The organism is Ehrlichia canis str. Jake (genome assembly GCF_000012565.1).
Taxonomy (GTDB): domain Bacteria; phylum Pseudomonadota; class Alphaproteobacteria; order Rickettsiales; family Anaplasmataceae; genus Ehrlichia; species Ehrlichia canis.
In genome coordinates this window covers 897,421-919,107 of record NC_007354.1, presented here as the reverse complement: position 1 = coordinate 919,107, position 21,687 = coordinate 897,421, and the positions used below count along the sequence as shown (strand labels likewise).

Sequence of the window (21,687 nt, the reverse complement as noted above, 5' to 3'; positions counted from 1 at the left end):
ACGAACTGAATTTTTATGCAGTGCTAGTTTAGTTGTGCAATTATTAAGATATTAGCTATACTTGTTTTTAATACACCATGTTATTATTATTGTATTTAAATTTTAGTGTACATAAGTATGAGTATGTGAAGCTCGATTTGTTATTTAATACTATAAACATTGTAATAGATAACTAGGTTTTTTTGCATTATTTACAGTTGATATACAATAGTGGGTTTACAGCTTTTCCGTGTTTACGCAAAGCAAAGCACAGATGTGATTTATTAGTTTGTGGGTTAGTACTTTTAATAGATGCTATAACCTGACCTTGTGTTACTTTATCACCTATTTTTACATTTATGGTATCTAGGTAAGAATATGTAGTGATGGTGTTTTTATTATGTTCTATTATGATCATGTTGCCATACCACTTTGATCCTTTACCTACATATAATATTTTTCCGCCAGATGATGCTTTAACATGTTGAAAACCATTGGATTTTATGTTTATTCCCTCTTTGCAATTCTTATCTTGATTGTTGATAGAAAATTTTGATGTTATGATCCCTTCTATAGGCATTATAAAATTACAGTTTTTATCAAAGATTTTTGTTTCTTTACTTACGTTGCTAGTGTCTTGTGTTGTGTTTGATTCTGTATTTTCTTGTACATTATACTTTACAAGATGGTATTCATTTATGTCATCTATTTCCTTTTTACCATGAAATTCTTCACCTCTTAGGAAGTATGGCGCCGGTTTTTGTGTACAACCAAAGCATAGTAAAGCGATTAATAGTGTTTTTCTTATTGTCACATGTACCTATAGTTATTGAATATTCTTTAGATTCCATCAATCCTATATATTATTCTGTTATATAAATTTGGCAATGCAAATTTGACTGGTAATTGGTTCTTAATAAGTAATAAACATGAAATTTTTTATGTTAGTAATAAGTGTTGTTATTAAAATTAATTTGTATGTGGAATACTGGTTGATTGTTGTAGCTTTCTTATCAATTTATTTGATTATGTGTTCATGTGAATTATAGTGTACAAGTAATATGGTAATTTGCTATAAATAATGTTTATAGTATTATGATGTCTTTTTATTTAAGCTATATGGATTTTAGGAATGCAAAATTTGTGTTTTAAGTTGTTATCAGTGACTGAAGCTGCAGCTTTAGCATCTTATAAATGTCTTGGTATGGGTGATGAAAAGGGTGCAGATCGTGTTGCTGTTGATGCTATGCGAAAGTCATTGAATTTGTTAGAAATTAGTGGGACTGTTGTTATAGGAGAAGGGGAAAGAGACAATGCTCCTATGCTATATATTGGGGAAAAAGTAGGTACTGGTGGAATTGATGTTGATATTGCTCTTGATCCACTTGAAGGTACTACAATGTGTGCTCATTATAAAAATGGAGCAATGTCTGTGCTTGCAGTAACAGAGAAAGGAGGTTTTTTAAATGCTCCTGATGTGTATATGGAAAAAATTGCTGTTGGCCCTAATATACCTAGGGGTGTAATATCTTTAAAATATGATGTAAAAACAAATTTATATAATTTAGCAGCAGTAAAGAAGTGTAAAGTGGATGAGTTGGTTGTAACAGTGTTATATAGAGAAAGACACTTGGAATTAATAAAAAACATTAGAGAATGTGGAGTACGTATAAAACTTATAGATGATGGAGATGTATCAGCTGTAGTATCACTCATGAAAGGGATGCATGATTTATATGTTGGTATAGGAGGAGCTCCAGAGGGTGTACTTGCAGCTGCAGCTTTGTTATCTATGGGTGGTTATATGGAAGGTAAATTAGTCCTTGATACAGAGTCTTTAAAAACGAGAGCAGAAAAATTTGGGATTAAAGATCCGGATAAAATTTATTCTATAGAAGAAATGGTAAAATCAGATGCAATTTTTTTAGCAACTGGTATTACTGATAGTAGTTTAGTTCAAGGTATTAAGTATTCACAAGGGTCTTTTATGATTGAGTCTGTAATCATTAAGCCAGCTAGTATTATGTATATTAATAATACTATTCCTGAAAGCGTTGGATAATTTAGCTACATTGCTAATTAGCTGATAGTATGGTATAGGTAGTAAGGTTTTTTATATGCAGCATTATTGTTGCTTTATAGAGTGAATACGGGATTGTTAAAGTTATATGAATGTTTTAGTGATGCTTATTGATAGATTTGTATTGGAGTTGTATGTGTGAAGTAAGTAATTTAAGCAATATTACTAAGATGTTAATGATCTTATAAAATAAGATTTTTTCTATATAAAAAAACATAGCTGATTTCATGTATGCTTCAGTAAAATATTTTTTAGAAATTCTTTGGTTATAAAATAGCTCACATTTATATTAATACAGTTTTTATTAAAGTAGAAGTTACCTGTGTTGGTATGTGTTTATAATTCTTAAAAATTATCTTTATGATATCTGATTATAAAACCTTATACTTCTTAATAGTTTACATTAGTATGCTTATATCTTTATGTTATAAGTGTTGTTAAAACTATGAAATCTTTTTATTTTTATGATAGCGTAAATAGATCAAGATACTAGTGATTGCTGCTGGTGTTACTCCAGGTATACGTCTTGCAGAACCAATGGAAGGTGGCTTTATATGTGCTAGCTTTTCTTGAATTTCTTTTGATAGCCCATGAATTTGTGAAAACTCTATATTACTTGGAATGTGAGTGTTTTCTTCTTCTATAAAATCTTGGATGTCTGCGTCTTGTCTAATAAAATAAGGTGCGTATTTCCCTTCAATTTCTACTTGAGAGACTACAGCTTTGCTAAATTTTTTTATTACATCACATATTTTTGATACAGTTTCTATATTGATATTTGGGTGGCTTAGAAGATCAAAAATGCTCCTTTTAACTCCATCTTGGGATACAGGTATATCATATGCAGCAAGTTGTGTAGGAGTTATAATAATATTCTTCAATATGTTTGTTAAAGATTCAATGTCATGTTGTTTATTTTTTAATGCACAGTACCTCTTGGATGACACTGCTGATACTTTGTATCCTAGTTCTGTTAAGCGTAGGTCTGCATTATCAGAACGCAACCTTAATCTGTATTCTGCTCTAGATGTGAAAAGTCTGTATGGTTCAGATGTGCCTAAAGTAACTAAATCATCTATCATGACACCAATATATGCATCACTTCTTTTTAATATGAAAGGTTCATAGTTTGAACTGAGAGATAATGCTGCATTAATACCAGCTATAATTCCTTGTCCAGCTGCTTCTTCATATCCAGTAGTACCGTTTATTTGCCCTGCAAAATATAGACCACTTATTTTCTTTGTTTCAAGAGTATGGTATAATTCTCTTGGATCGATGAAATTGTATTCAACACTGTAACCACTTCTTACTATGTTGACTTTTTCTAACCCTGGTATTGTTTTTAGCATTTCGTATTGTACATCAAGTGGTGAAGAGGTTGTGATGCCATTAGGGTATATGATATCAGAATTTAAACCTTCTGGTTCTAAAAATACTTGATGACTATTACGGTCTGAAAATCTTCTTACTTTTTCTTCTATTGAAGGGCAGTATCTTGGTGCTTTTATATCTTTTAATAGATTACTTGCAGCTGCTCTGTGTAAATTATTTTTTATTACTTCATGTGTTTTATTATTAGTTGCAGTTAAATAGCATGAAATTTGTGGTAGATCTATTGATTGTGATATATAAGAAAAAGGTGAAGGATGAATATCACCTTTTTGTTCTTGTAACACTGCAAAGTTAATACTATTTATGTCAAGTCTTGGTGGAGTGCCGGTTCGCAAACGACCTAATTTAAAATTATATTTCTCTAGTGTTTTTGCTAGTCCAATTGAAGGTTGTTCTCCTATTCTACCTGCTGGAGTAGTATAACTTCCTATGTGAATCGTTCCTTGTAAAAATGTACCAGTGGTTAATATTAATTTGCTTGTGTATATAGTGTGCTGTTCAGATGTAATTACAGCTTTAACGCTGTCTTTTTGATTATCTTGTGTTATGGTGAAATCTTCTACTGATGCTTCTAATACTGTTAAATTTGGATAATTTAATATAATTTCCTGCATAGTCTGTTTGTATATTAGCCTATCTGCTTGTGCTCTTGGTCCCCATACTGCTGGTCCTTTACTTCTGTTTAATATGCTAGAATGAATACTAGCTTTATCTATTACTTTTCCCATTAGCCCATCTAAAGCATCTACTTCTCTAACTACAGTACCTTTTGCAATACCTCCAATAGCTGGGTTGCAAGACATTTCTCCGATTGTTGATATTGAATGTGTAATTAATAAAGTCTTTGCACCAATGCGAGATGCCGCTGCAGCTGCTTCACATCCTGCGTGTCCACCTCCTATAACTACTACATCATAATGACTCATATTGAACAGTACAATACATTAAATCAATAAGGTTAATGGTATTGTTAAAATTGTCAATAAAGTTGCATTTTAGTTAGTGTTTATCTAATTAATTGAAGATTTTATTAGTCAATTATTTATTAAAGAGTGGGGTTATAGTATTGTTTAAATTAATTTAAATAAAGTTGTCTTGGTTTTCTAGCATGCAATGAGATAAATTTTATGATATACCTTATTTGATTTGGTTGTTGAATAATATGGATCTTAATTGTGTTAAGATAAGTGTCTATCAGATAAATTATATCATTTGTTGCTTTTTCGATATGTATTTGGCATAGTTAATTTTTAAGTGATTAGGGAATATGGTTAGGTTATTATCTAGCTTTATTTTCTTATGCATGAGCATGGTGAGTTTTTTGTTGTTAAATGTGAAACCCATTGTTGGTTTAGTATAATAATATGTACTTGTAACTTAACATGAGTGGGGTATGTTATAAAGGTTGGAATATAGATTATGTAAATACATGTAATTATTATTTTGTAAATGAGTTAAAGGATTTAATTAAGTTGTATTTAGTTTTCTAATAAGGACTAGCAGATTTTTTCCTAGTAATATGATAGTATCATTGAATAGTTTTTGTAATGATATAAGTTATTTTCAGGTGTGATTGAGTGGGTATATATAGTTATGATGATCATTTACATGTGATATGTGTTTTTATTAAATATGATAATGAATTGTGTCTTATATAAATGTTTTTATAGAGTTCTAGACTTCATTTTTGATAAATGAAGTTTAAGTGTTTACTTTTTATGTTAAGCTAAAGATTTATATATTTTTGTACAGAAATGAAAGTAGTTGTATTATCTGGGTATGGTTTAAATTGTGAAGAGGAAACTCTGTTTGCCTTTATTAAAGCTGGAGAGTTATTGTCGTGTGATGTACAAGGAAAAATAGTACATATTAATGATATGATATTAAATACTAAGTTATTGGTAGATTATAATGTCCTTGTGATCCCTGGCGGTTTTTCCTATGGGGATGATACTGGGGCTGGTAATGCTTTTGCATTGAGGGTATTCAATAATTTGAAAGAAGAAATTTCAGAATTTCTGGTTGGTGATAAGTTAGTAATAGGTATATGTAATGGGTGTCAGATATTAATGAGATTAATATCAGATTTCTCTAATATAACTCTTTTAAATAATACTGTGCGGCAATATCAATGTAGATGGGTAAAGGTAAAAGTAAATCCGTCAAATAACTCAGTCTGGTTAAAAGGATTAGATGAATTATATATTCCAGTTGCACATGGGGAGGGGAGGTTTTTTGTTGAAAATGATTCTGTAATTACATCTATTAGAAATAATATTGCACTAAGATATATTACAAATATAGGTAATTATGCAAATCAAGAATTCCCTTATAATCCAAATGGGTCAGTTGATGACATTGCTGCACTTTCTGATAGTAGTGGTAGAGTATTAGTGATGATGCCACATCCTGAGAGGGCAATGTTTTTTACACAACAAGATAATTGGACGCAAGTTAAAGAACAATGTTTAAGAGATAATATTGCTTATCCTACTTATGGAGATGGCATGAAAGTTTTTTGTAATGCTGTAGAGTATTTTTGTAAGTGATAAGACATGTAATATTAAAGGAAGTTGAAATTATTGAATTTAAATTAAGTTTGTAAATTGATGAAGTTATGATGTTAAGTACAATGGTACAAGTGTAAACTTATTTTGTAAGTTTCTGTGGCTATATAAAAGTTTATAAATTGTTGTGTGGGTTTTTAATTATGAAGTTCAGAGATGTAGTATGGTAAGTGTTATGTATATAATTTCTAATTTAAAAGTGGTTGAATTTTATTTTTAAAATTTGGATTATAGGTTTTTTAGTGTACTTTGCAAAAATTAGAATCATAATTATGTGAATCATTGAGGTTATGGATAGTTTAGTCAATTTTAAGGCTTAGGATATGTAACAACAATAAAAGTGGTAATATAATTGTCTGATTTTAAGGTTATGAGGTTATGTTTTTAAAGCTAGTATTGAATGTTTCTTGAGTATGCTTTGTAAAATTATAATATATTGTGAATACTCTCTTATAGTAGTTGTTAGTGTCATAATTGTGTCAATCATTAGTGTTATAGATAGCTTTATAAATTTTAAAGTTCAAAACATATAATGCTAGTAAATACAATATAAGATAACCTGTTTGAGTGAGATGTATTTTTGAAATTTTGAGCATAAATTTTCTTAGTGTACTTTATAAAATTATAATTGATCGTGATTACAGTACTATAATTGTTGTTAGATCTAAATAATTAGATGTTAAAAGTTTTGTGTATTTTAATTTGTAAATTCAAATATGTAGTGACAGTGATAAATGTATAATAACCTAATTTAAAAGTCATTAGATTGTATTTTTAAAATTGAGATTGTAAGTTTTATTAATATGCTTTTATTAGTTTTACTAGCGTGATTATTAAGATGTGACAATTACAATAATCTATTGGTTCTTATACCAATGTTATTATATGCTATAACAAGTTGGTTGGTAATTTCGATATTTGCTTTGGATAGTATACGTCTCCACTTGTATAGTTGTAGGTAATGTAAAATTATAATAAATCATGAGTCTTAAAACTATAGTGATCATTGGATGTAACGATTGCATGGTCTATTAATGTTATACCAATATTGTGACCAACAAGTTGTTTAGTAGTTTCAATATTTGATAGAGAGTAGAAGTAATGTAACATTTTCATTTATGTGATTATTGGTAATGTAAAATAAATAAATCATCAGTCTTAAAACTATAGTGATCATTAGATGTAACAATTAAATGATCTATTAGTGTTATTCCGATGTTGTTACAGGATATCACAAGTTGATTTGTAGTTTGAATGTTTGCTTATAGGAGATGATATATTAATTTGTTTGATTGTTGATCATGAAAATTATAATAAATTATGAGTCTTGAAACTATAATGATCATTGGATGTAACAATTACATGGTCTATTAGAGTTATACCAATGTTGTTACAGGTTATTGCAAGTTGGTTGGTAATTTCAATATCTGCTTTGGAAGGCCTAGCATCTCCACTTGGATGGTTATGTGCAATGATAATAGATGTAGCTCCTAAGGATAAAGATTTCTTTATTACCTCTCTTATATATAAAGGAGTTTGGTTAACAGTGCCTACATCCTGAGTTTCGTCTGCTAGAAGTTTATATTTTGTATTTAGGTATAATATGTGAAAATTTTCTATATTACCATTACCTATTTTTATTCTAAGGTATTCTATTAATTTTTGCCATTGATTGATAATTACTCCGTGATCAATATCTTCACGTAAAATTCTATTAAGGGTTTCTCTTATACAAAGAATTGCTGATACTGAAGCTTCTCCTATACCATGTACTTCTGTTAATTGATTAAAGTCTGCAAAAAAGACTTTTGAAAAGCTACCAAAATGTTTGATTAATCTTTTTGCAATGGGTTTTACATCTTTTCTTATATGTGAAGAACATAATATTAATTCTAGAATTTCATAATCTAAGAGCCCTTTATTACCTCCAGATAATAATTTTTGTCTTAATCTTTTTCTGTGTCCAATCTGTTGTTTTTTATGTTCATCTTTAGTATTCATGAACTTATTAAAAAAGTTAATTATTTAAATATCATGATGTTTTAAATATCAAGTCAATTAATTTTTTATGTATTATACAAAGGATTGTTATGATGTTCTTATTACTGTAATTATATTAAGTTCTAAGCTTGTAAAAATTTGTGTAGCATGTATTATAAAATTATTGGTTGATACTTGAAATTAGATTTCTTGATATTATATATGATCTTAGCCAGTAGTATCTAAGTACTAGTGATAATTTATTTTTACAGAGGTAGTGTATGAATCTAAGTATGTTACATGATAATGTTTTGATCGAAGCTTTGGAGGAGGGCAATAGTAATTCTCCTATACAGCTTCCTGATTCAGCAAAGAAAAAACCTACTAAAGGTAAAGTTGTAGCTGTTGGTCCAGGTGTGTACAATAGTAATGGCAACATTCTGCCTATGAATATTAAAGTAGGTGAAGTAGTCTTTTACCGCCAGTGGGCTGGCAATGAAATTGAATTTAATGATAAAAAGTACATAGTTATGAAAGAAAGTGATATAATTGCGAAAGAAGCATAACAAATATATCAATTTGGAATCATGCTATATATTTTTAGTAGCCTAATTGTAAGTAGTTTTAGTTAATTTTTTATTAAACGGAGATTAAATGACATGGCAAATGTAGTTGTAACGGGTGAACAGCTTGATAAAGCTATTAGGGAAGTTGTTCATATTTTAGAAGATGCTGTAGGATGTACAGCTGGACCTAAAGGGCTTACTGTAGCTATTAGTAAACCTTATGGTGCTCCAGAAATTACAAAAGATGGATATAAAGTTATTAAAAGTATAAAGCCAGAAGATCCATTGGCTCTTGCTATTGCTAATATAATTGCTCAGAGTGCTTCTCAGTGTAACGATAAAGTTGGTGATGGAACAACTACATGTTCTATTTTAACTGCGAAAGTTATAGAAGAAGTTTCTAAAGCTAAAGCTGCTGGAGCAGATATTGTATGCATTAAAGATGGTGTACTTAAAGCTAAAGAGGCTGTTCTAGATGCATTAATGTCTATGAAGCGTGAGGTATTATCTGAGGAAGAAATTGCTCAAGTTGCTACTATTTCCGCTAATGGTGATAAGAACATAGGTGTTAAAATTGCACAATGTGTTCAGGAAGTTGGTAAAGATGGTGTTATTACAGTTGAAGAGAGTAAAGGATTTAAAGAATTAGATGTTGAAAAAACTGATGGTATGCAGTTTGACCGTGGATACCTTTCTCCTTATTTTGTAACTAACTCGGAAAAGATGTTAGTGGAATTTGAAAATCCTTATATTTTACTAACAGAGAAAAAGCTTAATATAATACAGCCTATACTGCCAATTTTAGAAAATGTTGCTAGATCTGGAAGACCTCTTTTAATTATTGCAGAAGATGTAGAAGGTGAAGCGCTTAGCACTCTTGTTTTAAATAAATTACGTGGTGGATTACATGTAGCAGCAGTTAAAGCTCCAGGATTTGGTGATAGAAGAAAAGATATGTTAGGTGATATTGCTATCTTAACAGGTGCTAAACATGTAATAAGTGATGACCTTGCAATAAAGATGGAAGATTTAACTTTAGCTGAATTGGGTACTGCTAAGAATATACGTATTACAAAAGATACTACTACTATTATTGGTAGTGTAGATAATAGTTCTGATAATGTGCAAAGTAGGATTAATCAAATTAAAGTGCAAATTGAGTCTTCTACTTCAGATTATGATAAAGAAAAGTTAAGAGAACGTTTAGCTAAACTTTCTGGTGGTGTTGCTGTATTGAAAGTAGGTGGTTCTAGTGAAGTTGAGGTTAAAGAACGTAAAGATCGTGTTGAAGACGCTTTACATGCAACTAGAGCTGCTGTTGAAGAAGGTGTTGTACCAGGAGGTGGTGCTGCATTGTTATATACATTATCAGTACTTGAAAACCTAAAAAGCAAAAATGATGACGAACAATTAGGTATTAATATTATAAAACGTGCTTTACAAGCTCCTATTAAGCGCATTATTAGGAACTCTGGATCAGAAAATGCACCATGTGTTATTGCTCATTTATTAAAACAAAATGATAAAGAACTTATCTTTAATGTTGATACAATGAATTTTGCAAATGCATTTACTTCTGGTGTTATTGATCCACTTAAAGTAGTGCGTATAGCATTTGATTTTGCTGTGTCTCTTGCAGCAGTATTTATGACTCTGAATGCTATCGTAGTAGATGTACCATCTAAGGATGATGCTGGTGCTGCTGGTGGTGCCGGCGGTATGGGTGGCATGGGAGGTATGGGAGGATTCTAGATAATAATTCTCTTGTATTTAAAGTTAGGGGTAAGTTTAACACTTTACCCCTGCTGCTCAATTGTTTTATGTTTTTTTTCAATTCTTACAATACTTCTATAAATCGTATGTATGATTTGTGTAGTTATTTGTATAGAAAATCATTGTTAATCGTACATTTTATTGTGAATGTATTGAAACATGTATAGTGATATCTAACTATAATTATTTATGTAAATATATAAAAATTGGCTGTTACAGTTTTTTTAAATATTTTGTTGTATGTATGCAGTTGTTGTGTGAGAAACAGTAATTACAAGTGTATAGTACATTGTCATTCATGTTGTGAGTACATTTGAGATGTCTTATATATGAGTACTTTAGTTCCTAGTTATAGTTATATTGTAGATGTATAAGCACAATTTTTATTATTGTATGTATAATTATGTAGTTGTTTTTTATTAAACTGGTGATAAATGTTATCAAGTGAGTGTTCTTGATAATTGTAATTATATCAAACTTTTTTACTATAATGTATTTCAGGTTATCTAAGTATGTAATTATTGTTGATAGTATCATTATGTGTTTGTTTTATTAAAATCGTAACTTTTGGTGAGTATTATAAAAATAAAGATGTGATTATTATTGTTCATGTATCGTAGTTCTTATTATAGTTATGTTGTTGAAATACTTACATTTCTTTTTAAGAAGTTATTGTTTATTAGATCGCATGAGTTTATGCAGTTGTTTTAATAGAATTGTATTTAATGAATAAAGATCATTATAAAATATTGTTTTCAGTTATAAATTTTTTAGATTTATAATTTGTATAAGTACTTGCTTTATACAATGCATTGTTAATCCGTCTTGATATTCTAAGATAGTAAATGTTAAAAACTTTCAACTATATAAGAAATAATTTTAGATATTGGTTTTATTCATCATCTGATTCTAGTTTATAAGTTTCTCCTGTTACATTGCATTGAGTAGATGCTAATTCAATAAATTTATCTGTGAAATTTTCTGGAAGTACTGATTGTGCAATTTCTTTTGTTGGGAAGGCTTGAGTATATATATCATTATACATTAATGGTGGGTATACAATATTCACACATAATTTGCTGTGCTTTGTTTCTGTAGCATATATTCTTAGCATTGTTTCTAAAGCAGATTTACTAGATGCGTATGGTCCCCAATATGGATATCTAGATAATGATTGTGTTACCTCAGAAGTAACTGCAATTACTCTACCAGCAGGTGAGAGTTTTAGTAGTGGATCGCAGTATTTTATTAAATGCCAATTAGCAGTAAAATTTATATCCATTATTCTTTTATATAGATCATATTCATAGTCTTGTAGAGGACTGAGAGCACCAACAATAGCTGCATTTAAGACTAGTATATCTATACATTTAAACTTTGTTCCTATAGACATTGCAAAATTTTTTATTGTATCGAAATCTTGAAGGTCAACTGCTGCTAACATTGCCTCTCCTCCTGATTCTTGTATAGAATCATATATAGCATTAAGCTTGTTAATATTTTTGGCTACTAGAATAAGGCAAGCTCCTTCTTTAGCAAATCTTTTTGCAATAGCTGATCCAATATTTCCAGAAGCACCTGTAATTATTGCTACTTTACCTGCTAATTGTTTTTCCATACAATATCCTATAATTTCTTTATGTTCAGATGATAAGCAGTATAAATTGAGTTGGCAAGCAAAACAGTAGGATGTGTAGGCTAGCTAGTGTTAAACTGTAAAGCAACATAGTATAGGTTATTTTTGCTGTTAGTTGATTTATATTAGGTTGGTAGTGTCATGTTTGTCAGAAGTATTGCTGGTACTGAATTAAATAGAGTATCAGATTAATTAATGATGATACTATTAGTATATAATTATTAATAAAAAAATATTTTATCAATGAATTTAAATACATCCCTTTAATTTTTGTAAATGATGTTTATATACTAGGTTAGATAATTTACGTGAGGCTAATTATGGATCTCAATAAATTTACTGATGTGTCAAAGAATTTGATAATGCAATCGCAGACTGCAGCAGTTGCATTAGGCCATCAATCTTTGGTACCGGAACATTTGCTGAAAGTAATGTTGGATGAAAAGGATGAACTTGTTGAATTATTGTTGACTTCATGTGGGTGTGATATTGATAAGATATACAATGATGTAAAGCTTTCTTTGAATAAATTACCTGTTGTAAGTGGGAGTGGAAGCGGTCATATACATTTATCAAGAGAAATGGCACAAGTTTTAGAAGAAGCAGTTAGTTTAGCGAAAAGGAATCAAGATACTTATGTTACTGTAGAGAGATTATTGCAGGCTCTTGCGATAGTTAAAGATAGTAATGTTTGTAAGATATTAAGTGCACATGGAGTAACTCCAGTAAAGTTGGAGTCATTAATATTGAATATGCGTAATGGAACTAAAGCTGATAGTGTTAACTCTGAGCAGAAATTTAATGCTCTAAAAAAATATGCTAAAGATATTACTGAGGCTGCTATGGCTGGAAAACTTGATCCAGTGATTGGAAGAGATGAAGAAATTAGACGTACGATGCAGGTTTTATCACGTAGGACAAAAAATAATCCTGTATTGATTGGAGATCCTGGAGTTGGTAAGACAGCAATTATTGAAGGATTAGCACAACGTGTTGTAATAGGCGATGTTCCTGTTGGATTAAGAAATACAAAAATTATGGCATTGGATCTTGGAATGCTTGTTGCTGGTACAAAGTATCGAGGTGAGTTTGAAGAAAGATTAAAAGCTGTGATTAATGAAATAGTAGCATCTAATGGTGCGGTTATATTATTTATTGATGAATTGCATACTTTAGTTGGTGCAGGTGCTACTGATGGTGCGATGGATGCATCTAATCTATTGAAACCAGCCTTAGCAAGGGGTGAGATACATTGTATAGGTGCAACAACATTAGATGAGTATAGACAGCATATAGAAAAAGATGCAGCATTAGCTAGAAGATTTCAACCTGTATTTATTTCTGAACCTACTGTTAATGATACTATATCTATTTTACGTGGCTTAAAGGAAAAATACGAAATACACCATGGAATTAGGATTATGGATAGTGCGATAATTGCAGCGTCAACTTTATCAAACCGTTATATCACTGATAGATTTTTACCAGATAAGGCTATCGATTTAATTGATGAAGCAGCGAGTCGTGCAAGAATAGAAATTGATAGTAAGCCTGAAGTAATTGATGAGTTGGATAGGAAAATTATTCAATTAAAAATTGAGGCAGGAGTTTTAGAGAAGGAGAATACTGAATCTTCGAAACAGCGTTTAGTAAAGTTAAATGAGGAGTTAGATAAGTTAAATATTCAGGCAGCTGAGTTAAATAGTAAATGGCAAGCTGAAAAAATAAAGATATTAAAAATGCAGGAATGTGCAGAAAAGTTGGATAATGCGAGAAGCGATTTAGAAAAAGCTCAGAGGTCTGGTAATTTGGCAAAAGCTGGTGAATTAATGTACGGAATTATACCTGAGCTTGAAAAGGAATTAAAAAAATGTGAGAAGCCTAGTAGTAACATGTTAAAAAGGGAAGTTACAGAAGATGATATAGCAAATATTGTGTCAAGATGGACAGGTATCCCTATTGAAAACATGATGAGTAGTGAAAGAGAAAAATTACTACGGATGGAAGAGGAGATAGGAAAAACAGTTATTGGGCAAGAAAGTGCCATTAAAGCAGTAAGTGATGCTGTTAGAAGATCACGTGCAGGTGTACAAGATGCTAATAAACCTTTAGGATCTTTTTTATTTCTTGGGCCTACTGGTGTAGGAAAAACAGAATTAGTTAAGACATTAGCTGAATTTTTATTCTGTGATAGATCTGCTCTTTTAAGGTTTGATATGTCAGAGTTTATGGAAAAGCATGCTGTATCTAGATTAATAGGTGCACCTCCAGGGTATGTAGGATATGATCAAGGAGGTATGTTAACTGAAGCTGTTAGAAGAAGGCCTTATCAAGTAATACTTTTTGATGAAATAGAAAAAGCACATGGTGATATTTTTAATATTTTGTTGCAAGTATTAGATGAGGGGCGCCTAACAGATAATCATGGTAAATTGGTTGATTTCCGTAATACAATATTAGTTTTAACATCAAACTTAGGACAGGAGATATTAATCAATACTGAAGAAGATGTTGATGAAGATTCAATAAAGCAATCTATGACTAGTGTATTACAACATCATTTTCGTCCAGAATTTCTCAATAGGTTAGATGAAATTATTATATTCCATAAATTAACTAAAGCACATATAGAGAAAATTATAGATGTACAATTTTCTATATTGCAAAAAATTGTTGCACAGAAAAAATTAGAAATTAGTTTGTCTTTAAGAGCGAAATCTTGGTTAATAGATAATGGTTATGATTCTTTATATGGTGCAAGGCCTTTAAAAAGATTAATACAACAAAGAATACAAAATAGTTTAGCAAAGTTAATTCTTGCAAATCAAGTTAATGAAGGGAATAAACTTGAAGTAGATGTATCAGGTGATGATTTAGTGATTAATAAGCTGTAGATGTGGTAGGATTGCTTAGTTTTGTAAATATGTATGTCATAATAAATAAGAAGTTCTGTAAAACTGTGGTATAGCTTACAATGGTACATTCGATATTGGTTATGTATATTCTAATTGGTTGATAGTCTGATAATTAATTGATCAACTAATTATTTGGTTACATAAATTACTATAAAGGTTATTTAATTTTTTTATGCACGTATATTCAAAATATAAGGAAATGTTTGTGTTATATGATATATGTGTATTGTGTGTGTACGCATAGTGTATTGTAGTATGTGTTTTTAATATGTCAGTATAAGCTTGTAGTGAGTTTGTTATAATGATTTGATTGTGTAAATTATTGTATTGTATAATGGTATGTGTGTATTGTACACTATGCATTTTTCATAAATGTTATGAAAATTAGATTATTTTTGTTGATAGACTCAATAAACCTGTACTAGATTTATCAAATGATCATTTGATAATATGAATAGTATTCTATAAATAAAATTATTTCTTACAAATCCATATTTAGAGCCATGAAGAAATTTCTATGTTAAATTAATGGATTTGATATATTAATTCTGTTGTTATTGTGATTTTACTATTTATTATCTATGCAATGGTGAATATTTATTATACTGTTGCATTTAAGTGAAGTAATTTCATAAATTAACCATATTTTTAATATGCTAGTATCAGATTTTTGATAAAAAGTCATGATGAATATTATTGTTACTATAAGTTTTTTCTCATTAGATATTATAAAATTTTATAATTAGATGATCTTATATAGTGCTACAAGTGAATTTTATAGTACTAAAGTGTATAAATCATTGATTTACTGACATCTATATTTATGAGTTTATATGCTAATAATACTTATAAAAGTCATATGTAATTAGCTAATTAATGTAAAGTGTATGTATTGTGTAAATCTAGAATTAATTATGTGGCTGTATAAAATTTTAGAATGAAATATAGTACATGTGTAGTTGTAAGTTTGTGTAAAGCTTAATAATAATAAGTAACTATGAAAATTACTGTTAGCAGTGTATATCACTTTGAAAGAAGTTTCATTAGTAGCTTTTGTATACTTTTTATAGGTGTGTTACTACAGTAGTATTTGTACGTAAACCATAACGTAGAATGTATTACTGATGTTTTATCACTATAAATTTGTCAGACTATTTGTAAGATTTGTAAGGTGTTTTTCCTGCTATTGTAATGTTGAAATGATAAGTTTTTATACCAAGTGCATTTTTAGTATATTGTGCTACTAACCTGTCGTTTAGATTTGGATCTATATTTTTAAATTGGTTATCTGTTGAATTGTTATATTCTGGGAAAAACATTGTCGTATTGAATTCAGGAAATTCTGAATGTTGTAATATAAAATGTACACGAGGAATTTTGTTTTGACTATTAGTACCAGGAACAATAGTTATAAAACTATAATTTCCTAAGTTATCAGTTACTGATTTTCCTGATCCGTTAAAGTTGTAATCATACATATCTAATTCTTCTAATATAAGTTCTGATTTACCACTAGGACCTTGATTGTCTTGATATATTCCATGTGCATTAGTGTGCCAAATGAGTACGTTAGCGTTTGCTATGGGTATGCAATTTTCATCGGTAACTCTACCCACAATGTATATCAATTCTCCATCAGCTGTTAATGGTGTACCAGTTTTACGACGTAGATTATTTGATAAGGAAAACTTACTTGGCTTGTTGCTGATGTCATAAATTTCAGGAGTTTTTTTGCAATTAACAAGAACTGGATCAACTGCTAGTGCGTTGTATGTATATGCAGTACTCATGAGCAAACACAACAATAATTTTACAAAATAGTTCATCTCATTACCATAATTTAAATCTTCAAGTTATCAATAAGATTAATGTTTAATTTTTGATTATAATTTAACTTAATTTTACAGATTATCCATATAATTTCTATTGCAGCAATATATAAATGCTAAATATTGTAATTGCTGAGAAAACTTTTATTAATTAATTTATGAAATAAGTCATTTATATAATTAGTATACTAACAATGGGTTTAATTATTTAGAAGAATTTTATTTTATGAATTTTTGCCATTGTATAAAAGTAATTTAAAGTTGTGTTTTTTTCATATGCGTAAAATTGTGGTAATGGTATACTTAGTATAGAAAATATTAAAGAATCAACCATTGTATTATATGAAGAATGTTAAGATTTTTCTTGCAAAGCTTATAAAAAGGATTAGATTGAAAGTACGTTAATAATACTAATTTAGGATTGCCATGATAGATATATCATTTTCAAGTTTGATGCCAGGAGTATCTTTGTTGTTAAAGACAACAGCAATAGTTGTTGGTATTTTTGAAGGTAGCAATCACTTAGAAGATTACAATGCCTTGGTTGATCAGCGTGAAAATATTATGAAAATCGTGGAAGATTATAAGTCTTTTGATGGTAAATTTGCTGAAGTATTGCCAATTGTTGGGTTGGATAAAAATTATCCTGTAGTAATAGTAGTAGGGTTAGGTAAAGCTGAAGAGTTTGATGAAGAAAAGTCTTTAAAAATTGGTGGTGTAATATATTCTGAACTTAATAGAATGAAAATATCGGAAGCTTCCATTATAAGTAGTAGTGATAGTGATATTATGGCTAATATTGCTTATGGTGCATTTTTACGTAGTTTTAGGTTTAATAAATATTTTGTGCAAAAAAAAGATGATAATGCAACTTATGTAAGTAAATTAGCATTCTTTTCAAAAAGTAATCCTCAAAAGACTTCTGCTTTATTTGATGATTTAAAAGCTGAAGGTGAATCAATATTTTTAGCTCGTTCTTTTGTTTCAGAACCTCCTAATGTTCTTTATCCAGAAACTTATGCTCAGATGATATATGAAGAGTTGAGTAAGGTAGATGTTAAAGTTGAGATCTTTGATGAAAATTACATGAGATCAAATCAGATGATGGCACTTCTAGGTGTAGGGCAAGGTAGTGCTAAAAAGTCTAGACTTGTAGTTATGAGGTGGAATGGAGGAAGAGAGACAGAAGCACCTATAGCATTTGTTGGAAAAGGTGTTACCTTTGATACTGGTGGTATCTCTTTAAAACCTTCTAAGGGTATGTGGGATATGAAATATGATATGGCTGGTTCTGCTTCTGTTGTTGGTATTATGCGTACTCTTGCAGCCAGAAAAGCAAAAGTTAATGCTGTTGGTGTGGTAGGATTAGTTGAGAATGCTATTGGTGGTGATGCTCAAAGACCTGGTGATATTGTTACTTCAATGTCTGGGCAAACTATTGAAGTGTTGAATACTGATGCAGAAGGTAGATTAGTTTTGGCTGATGCTTTATGGTATACTCAAAAGATGTTTGAGCCAAAGTTAATGATAGACTTAGCAACTTTGACTGGTGCTGTTGTTGTAGCTTTAGGGAACAATCAGTATGGTGGGCTTTTTTCAAATGATGATTCTATTGCTAATCAGTTGATAGTTGCAGGGAATGAATCTGGTGAGAAATTGTGGAGATTACCTTTAGATGATGCTTATGATAAACTTATCAATTCATCAGTTGCTGATATGCAAAATATTTCAACAAAAGGGTATGGTGCTGATAGTATTACTGCTGCACAATTTTTACAAAGATTTGTAAATAAGACTCCTTGGGTACATTTGGATATTGCTGGTATGGCATGGGATAATGAAGGTAATGAAATATGTCCTAAGGGTGCTACTGGTTTTGGTGTAAGATTACTAAATAGATTGATACTAAAATACTATGAGGATCGTTAAGAATAATATCTTGATGTTTTCTGTAATAAATAATTTGTAGTAGTACAAGAACTTTTAGTTTATTTCTATAAAAGTAAGGCATTTGATTTGTTTTGTGGTAATATTTATACATGATTAATGTTTAGAGTAAATTTGTTATATGGTACCTCTTAGACTAGGCATTTTAATTTCTGGTAGGGGTTCTAATATGCATGCATTGATTAATGCTTGTATGCAAGATGATTTTCCTGCTGAAATATCTTGTGTGATTTCAAATAATCCTAATGCGAATGGTTTGTTGATTGCACAAAGGAATAATATTAAGACTTTTGTAATTCAAGGTCGCCCTTTAGATTTTGATGCTATTGATAATATACTTAAAGAACATAAAGTAGATTTAATATGCCTTGCAGGGTTTATGAGTATTGTGCCTGAGAAATTTATCAATAAGTGGTTTCATAAAGTTATTAATATACATCCTTCACTTTTACCATCTTTTAAAGGATTAAGTGCACAAGCTCAAGCATTGAAGGCTGGAGTTAAGATTGCGGGGTGTACAGTACATTATGTATATCCTGAGCTTGATGCTGGTCCTATTATTATACAGGCAGCAGTTCCTGTATTTTCATCAGATACTGTTACAGATCTTTCTAATAGGATTTTACAGATGGAACATATTTGTTATCCTAAAGCTGTAAAATTAATAGCATTAAATCAAGTGCAACTTGATGAAAATTTAACTACATCAGATGAGTCATTGCAATTGTTCTACAGTGAAGCTATTTGATTTATAAGACTGTTGTGTATCAAGTTGGTTTCAGTCTAATTTATTTTATTCTAGCTAAATTTATGAGATTGATAGCGTATATCAGCTGCTATTTAGTATTATGTGCAATTGATCATTGCAATTGTTTAAAGCCTATTTTGTTATTGTATATATTATTCTAAATCTTGTAAGGCTAAGGATTAAAGCAGATTGATAATGTGCTGATTATACATGTATCAAAAGGAGTTGTGTAATATAACCTAAATAAAAAATCTTAGCGATAATGTAAATTTATTAAAAACTCATACTTATAAAAGAATAATTCAACAATTTTAACTTACGAGAATGCAATGTTGTAGACAAAATTATTAAAGATAATGAAGATATATAATGTTTGTGTAAAATTAGTATTGTAATATTGTATAGGTGTATAGAATTAGTAATGTTGGATGAATTTAATTTTTTTTTGATCATTATAGGTAGTGGCGATGTAACTATCTAATATTTAACTCTGAATTTTGTGTACTATTTTGTTTGTTATAAAGTAAAAAATATTGAATCCTATAAAAACTTAAAATAATTTGTATATATCAAGTAGATTTTTCGTATGTGTAAAATGAAATTATCTGATTTCTAATATCAAGTTTGTTTTATGATCTGAAAAATCTTATAGTATTGAGAGTATTATTGGTGTTGGCTAAGTATAGTTTTTCTTTATTTTGAATTTGTATTGCAGAAAGCTGTTTAGTTTTATAAAGCTTATTATAATGTGCCAAATTTTGTAATGTTGATAGCATTGAGTAAACTGTAACTTAAGAAAATTCAGCAAAAGGAATAGCACTTGTGTTGAGTTATTTGATTTTATAAGCTTTATCGTCTAAATATTATGAATTTATGTATAAAATTTTCAATTTTATGAAAGTGTAGTAAGTATCTGCTTTTTAATGTACAGCTGTGTGTTGTTTGTATTCTATTGATCTTGTGCAATTAACTTGAATTTAGTTGTTTGTTTTGATTATTACTTATCTATTGTGTGGTACATTGGGAGTGTCTATTGTTTTTTTCATTTTTGATAGTACTTTAGTTTATGAAATTTTATTAGGTTTTTAAAATATAGATTGTGTCTGAATTGATTTTAGTACATATTTTTATTTTCTTATGTGAAGTTTATAATTTTTTTGTTATTAGCATACAATACTGTAGTAACTTTTAATATATAAGTATGTCGTGTGATTTAGTAGAGTGGAAAATAGAATCTTCTCCAATAGATTATCAGGAAGCAGTATACTTTATGCAACGAAAAGTAGATAGTATTTCTGATGGATTACAAAAAGAATTAGTATGGTTACTTGAGCATCCTGCATTATATACTGCTGGTACTGGAGCTACAGTTGAGGATTTATTAGCTAGTAATTTGTTACCTGTGTATTCTACGAATAGGGGTGGTAAATATACTTATCATGGCCCTGGGCAAAGGATTGCTTATGTTATGTTGAATTTAAAAACCAGAAACAAGTGTAATGTTAGACTGTATGTTAAAACTTTAGGTGATTGGATTATTAATACTTTAAGTCATTTTTCAATAAAATCATATTTTAATCCTGACTTGATAGGAGTGTGGGTAACTCATAATGGTATTGAAAAGAAAATTGCTGCATTTGGAATTAGGATAAGAAAGTGGATAACTTATCATGGAGTATCTGTTAATATTTATACAGATCTTTCACATTATTTAGGTATAGTACCGTGCGGTATAAAAGAATATGGAGTTACTTCTTTTAAACAATTAGGAGTTAATGTTTCGTATGAGGAATTTGATATTGTACTGGAGAAAAAGTTTAATGAGATTTTTAGTTCTTTTAATTAAGAAAAGCAATATTTAATACTGATTTATAAAGTGTTCTGCAAAACTATGGAAATTGTATCGTATATGTTAGTTGTATTTGTAATGATATTATGGCACTTTGTAAATTGATTAATATTATTGATAATTATAATTTATTTCTGCTGTGTATAGACTTTTATTATATGATAGCAATATTATAAAACTTTGTTAAATTCCTATGTATACCAATCAATGCATGTTAAGTAATATAATACTTATTTTTATTTATGTTGTATAAGTAGTTTGGATTAAAGATTGTAATGCTTATATTTTACATATAAATTAGGTCGTGATTATATAAAACAATAATATAAAATCTTGTATATATATCAGTATGAGTACCAAATGTGTAGATTAATATAATACTTTAATATTGATCGTGTGGGTGGGTTGATATTTAGTGCTAAA

Annotated in this window: 15 protein-coding genes; 8 read left to right on the top strand and 7 right to left on the bottom strand. The window is 29.4% G+C overall.

Annotation, left to right across the window (positions count from 1 at the left end; translation table 11 throughout):
- Positions 1-187: 187 nt before the first annotated feature.
- Positions 188-793 carry a murein hydrolase activator EnvC family protein gene (locus tag ECAJ_RS03355; protein WP_011304764.1) on the bottom strand — a complete coding sequence of 202 codons (606 nt, stop codon included), beginning with the start codon at positions 791-793 and terminating at the stop codon, positions 188-190.
- 318 nt (positions 794-1,111) lie between these two features.
- Here ECAJ_RS03355 and glpX point away from each other — a divergent pair, with 318 nt between their 5' ends.
- Positions 1,112-2,041 (top strand): class II fructose-bisphosphatase, encoded by a 930-nt coding sequence (gene glpX, locus ECAJ_RS03350; protein ID WP_011304763.1) that lies wholly within the window; start codon positions 1,112-1,114, stop codon positions 2,039-2,041.
- A gap of 461 nt (positions 2,042-2,502) precedes the next feature.
- On the opposite strand, the gene mnmG is transcribed toward glpX, so the two are convergent.
- Positions 2,503-4,380 carry a tRNA uridine-5-carboxymethylaminomethyl(34) synthesis enzyme MnmG gene (gene mnmG, locus ECAJ_RS03345; RefSeq protein WP_011304762.1) on the bottom strand — a complete coding sequence of 626 codons (1,878 nt, stop codon included), beginning with the start codon at positions 4,378-4,380 and terminating at the stop codon, positions 2,503-2,505.
- Between the two features lie 828 nt (positions 4,381-5,208).
- On the opposite strand from mnmG, the gene ECAJ_RS03340 reads away from it, so the two are divergent.
- On the top strand, positions 5,209-6,003 hold the full coding sequence (locus tag ECAJ_RS03340; protein ID WP_011304761.1) for a phosphoribosylformylglycinamidine synthase subunit PurQ: 795 nt from the start codon (positions 5,209-5,211) through the stop codon (positions 6,001-6,003).
- Between the two features lie 987 nt (positions 6,004-6,990).
- Here ECAJ_RS03340 and ECAJ_RS04970 read toward each other — a convergent pair.
- From ECAJ_RS04970 to radC, 3 genes are read right to left on the bottom strand one after another with little or no spacing between them, the layout of a single operon-like run.
- Positions 6,991-7,131: a JAB domain-containing protein gene (locus ECAJ_RS04970; protein ID WP_231243012.1), complete on the bottom strand. Its 141-nt coding sequence runs from the start codon at positions 7,129-7,131 to the stop codon at positions 6,991-6,993.
- A gap of 14 nt (positions 7,132-7,145) precedes the next feature.
- Positions 7,146-7,277, bottom strand: coding sequence for a JAB domain-containing protein (locus ECAJ_RS04965; RefSeq protein ID WP_081425140.1), 132 nt, complete (start codon positions 7,275-7,277; stop codon positions 7,146-7,148).
- A 52-nt stretch (positions 7,278-7,329) separates the two neighbouring features.
- Positions 7,330-8,022: a RadC family protein gene (gene radC / locus ECAJ_RS03335; RefSeq protein WP_011304760.1), complete on the bottom strand. Its 693-nt coding sequence runs from the start codon at positions 8,020-8,022 to the stop codon at positions 7,330-7,332.
- Between the two features lie 260 nt (positions 8,023-8,282).
- Here radC and ECAJ_RS03330 point away from each other — a divergent pair, with 260 nt between their 5' ends.
- Positions 8,283-8,567 (top strand): co-chaperone GroES, encoded by a 285-nt coding sequence (locus ECAJ_RS03330; RefSeq protein WP_011304759.1) that lies wholly within the window; start codon positions 8,283-8,285, stop codon positions 8,565-8,567.
- Between the two features lie 93 nt (positions 8,568-8,660).
- Positions 8,661-10,319 (top strand): chaperonin GroEL, encoded by a 1,659-nt coding sequence (gene groL, locus ECAJ_RS03325; protein ID WP_011304758.1) that lies wholly within the window; start codon positions 8,661-8,663, stop codon positions 10,317-10,319.
- 913 nt (positions 10,320-11,232) lie between these two features.
- Here groL and ECAJ_RS03320 read toward each other — a convergent pair.
- The gene (locus ECAJ_RS03320) at positions 11,233-11,958 is read right to left on the bottom strand and encodes an SDR family NAD(P)-dependent oxidoreductase (RefSeq protein WP_011304757.1); all 726 of its coding nucleotides are present in this window, start codon (positions 11,956-11,958) and stop codon (positions 11,233-11,235) included.
- A gap of 338 nt (positions 11,959-12,296) precedes the next feature.
- Between ECAJ_RS03320 and clpB the strand changes: the two genes are divergently transcribed.
- On the top strand, positions 12,297-14,870 hold the full coding sequence (gene clpB, locus ECAJ_RS03315) for an ATP-dependent chaperone ClpB (RefSeq protein ID WP_011304756.1): 2,574 nt from the start codon (positions 12,297-12,299) through the stop codon (positions 14,868-14,870).
- A gap of 1,172 nt (positions 14,871-16,042) precedes the next feature.
- Here clpB and ECAJ_RS03310 read toward each other — a convergent pair.
- The gene (locus tag ECAJ_RS03310; RefSeq protein ID WP_231243008.1) at positions 16,043-16,681 is read right to left on the bottom strand and encodes a protocatechuate 3,4-dioxygenase; all 639 of its coding nucleotides are present in this window, start codon (positions 16,679-16,681) and stop codon (positions 16,043-16,045) included.
- 465 nt (positions 16,682-17,146) lie between these two features.
- On the opposite strand from ECAJ_RS03310, the gene ECAJ_RS03305 reads away from it, so the two are divergent.
- From ECAJ_RS03305 to lipB, 3 genes are all read left to right on the top strand, one after another.
- On the top strand, positions 17,147-18,649 hold the full coding sequence (locus tag ECAJ_RS03305; RefSeq protein WP_011304753.1) for a leucyl aminopeptidase: 1,503 nt from the start codon (positions 17,147-17,149) through the stop codon (positions 18,647-18,649).
- A 139-nt stretch (positions 18,650-18,788) separates the two neighbouring features.
- Positions 18,789-19,415 carry a phosphoribosylglycinamide formyltransferase gene (purN, locus tag ECAJ_RS03300; protein ID WP_011304752.1) on the top strand — a complete coding sequence of 209 codons (627 nt, stop codon included), beginning with the start codon at positions 18,789-18,791 and terminating at the stop codon, positions 19,413-19,415.
- 1,201 nt (positions 19,416-20,616) lie between these two features.
- The gene (lipB, locus tag ECAJ_RS03295; RefSeq protein WP_011304751.1) at positions 20,617-21,261 is read left to right on the top strand and encodes a lipoyl(octanoyl) transferase LipB; all 645 of its coding nucleotides are present in this window, start codon (positions 20,617-20,619) and stop codon (positions 21,259-21,261) included.
- Positions 21,262-21,687 lie beyond the last annotated feature (426 nt).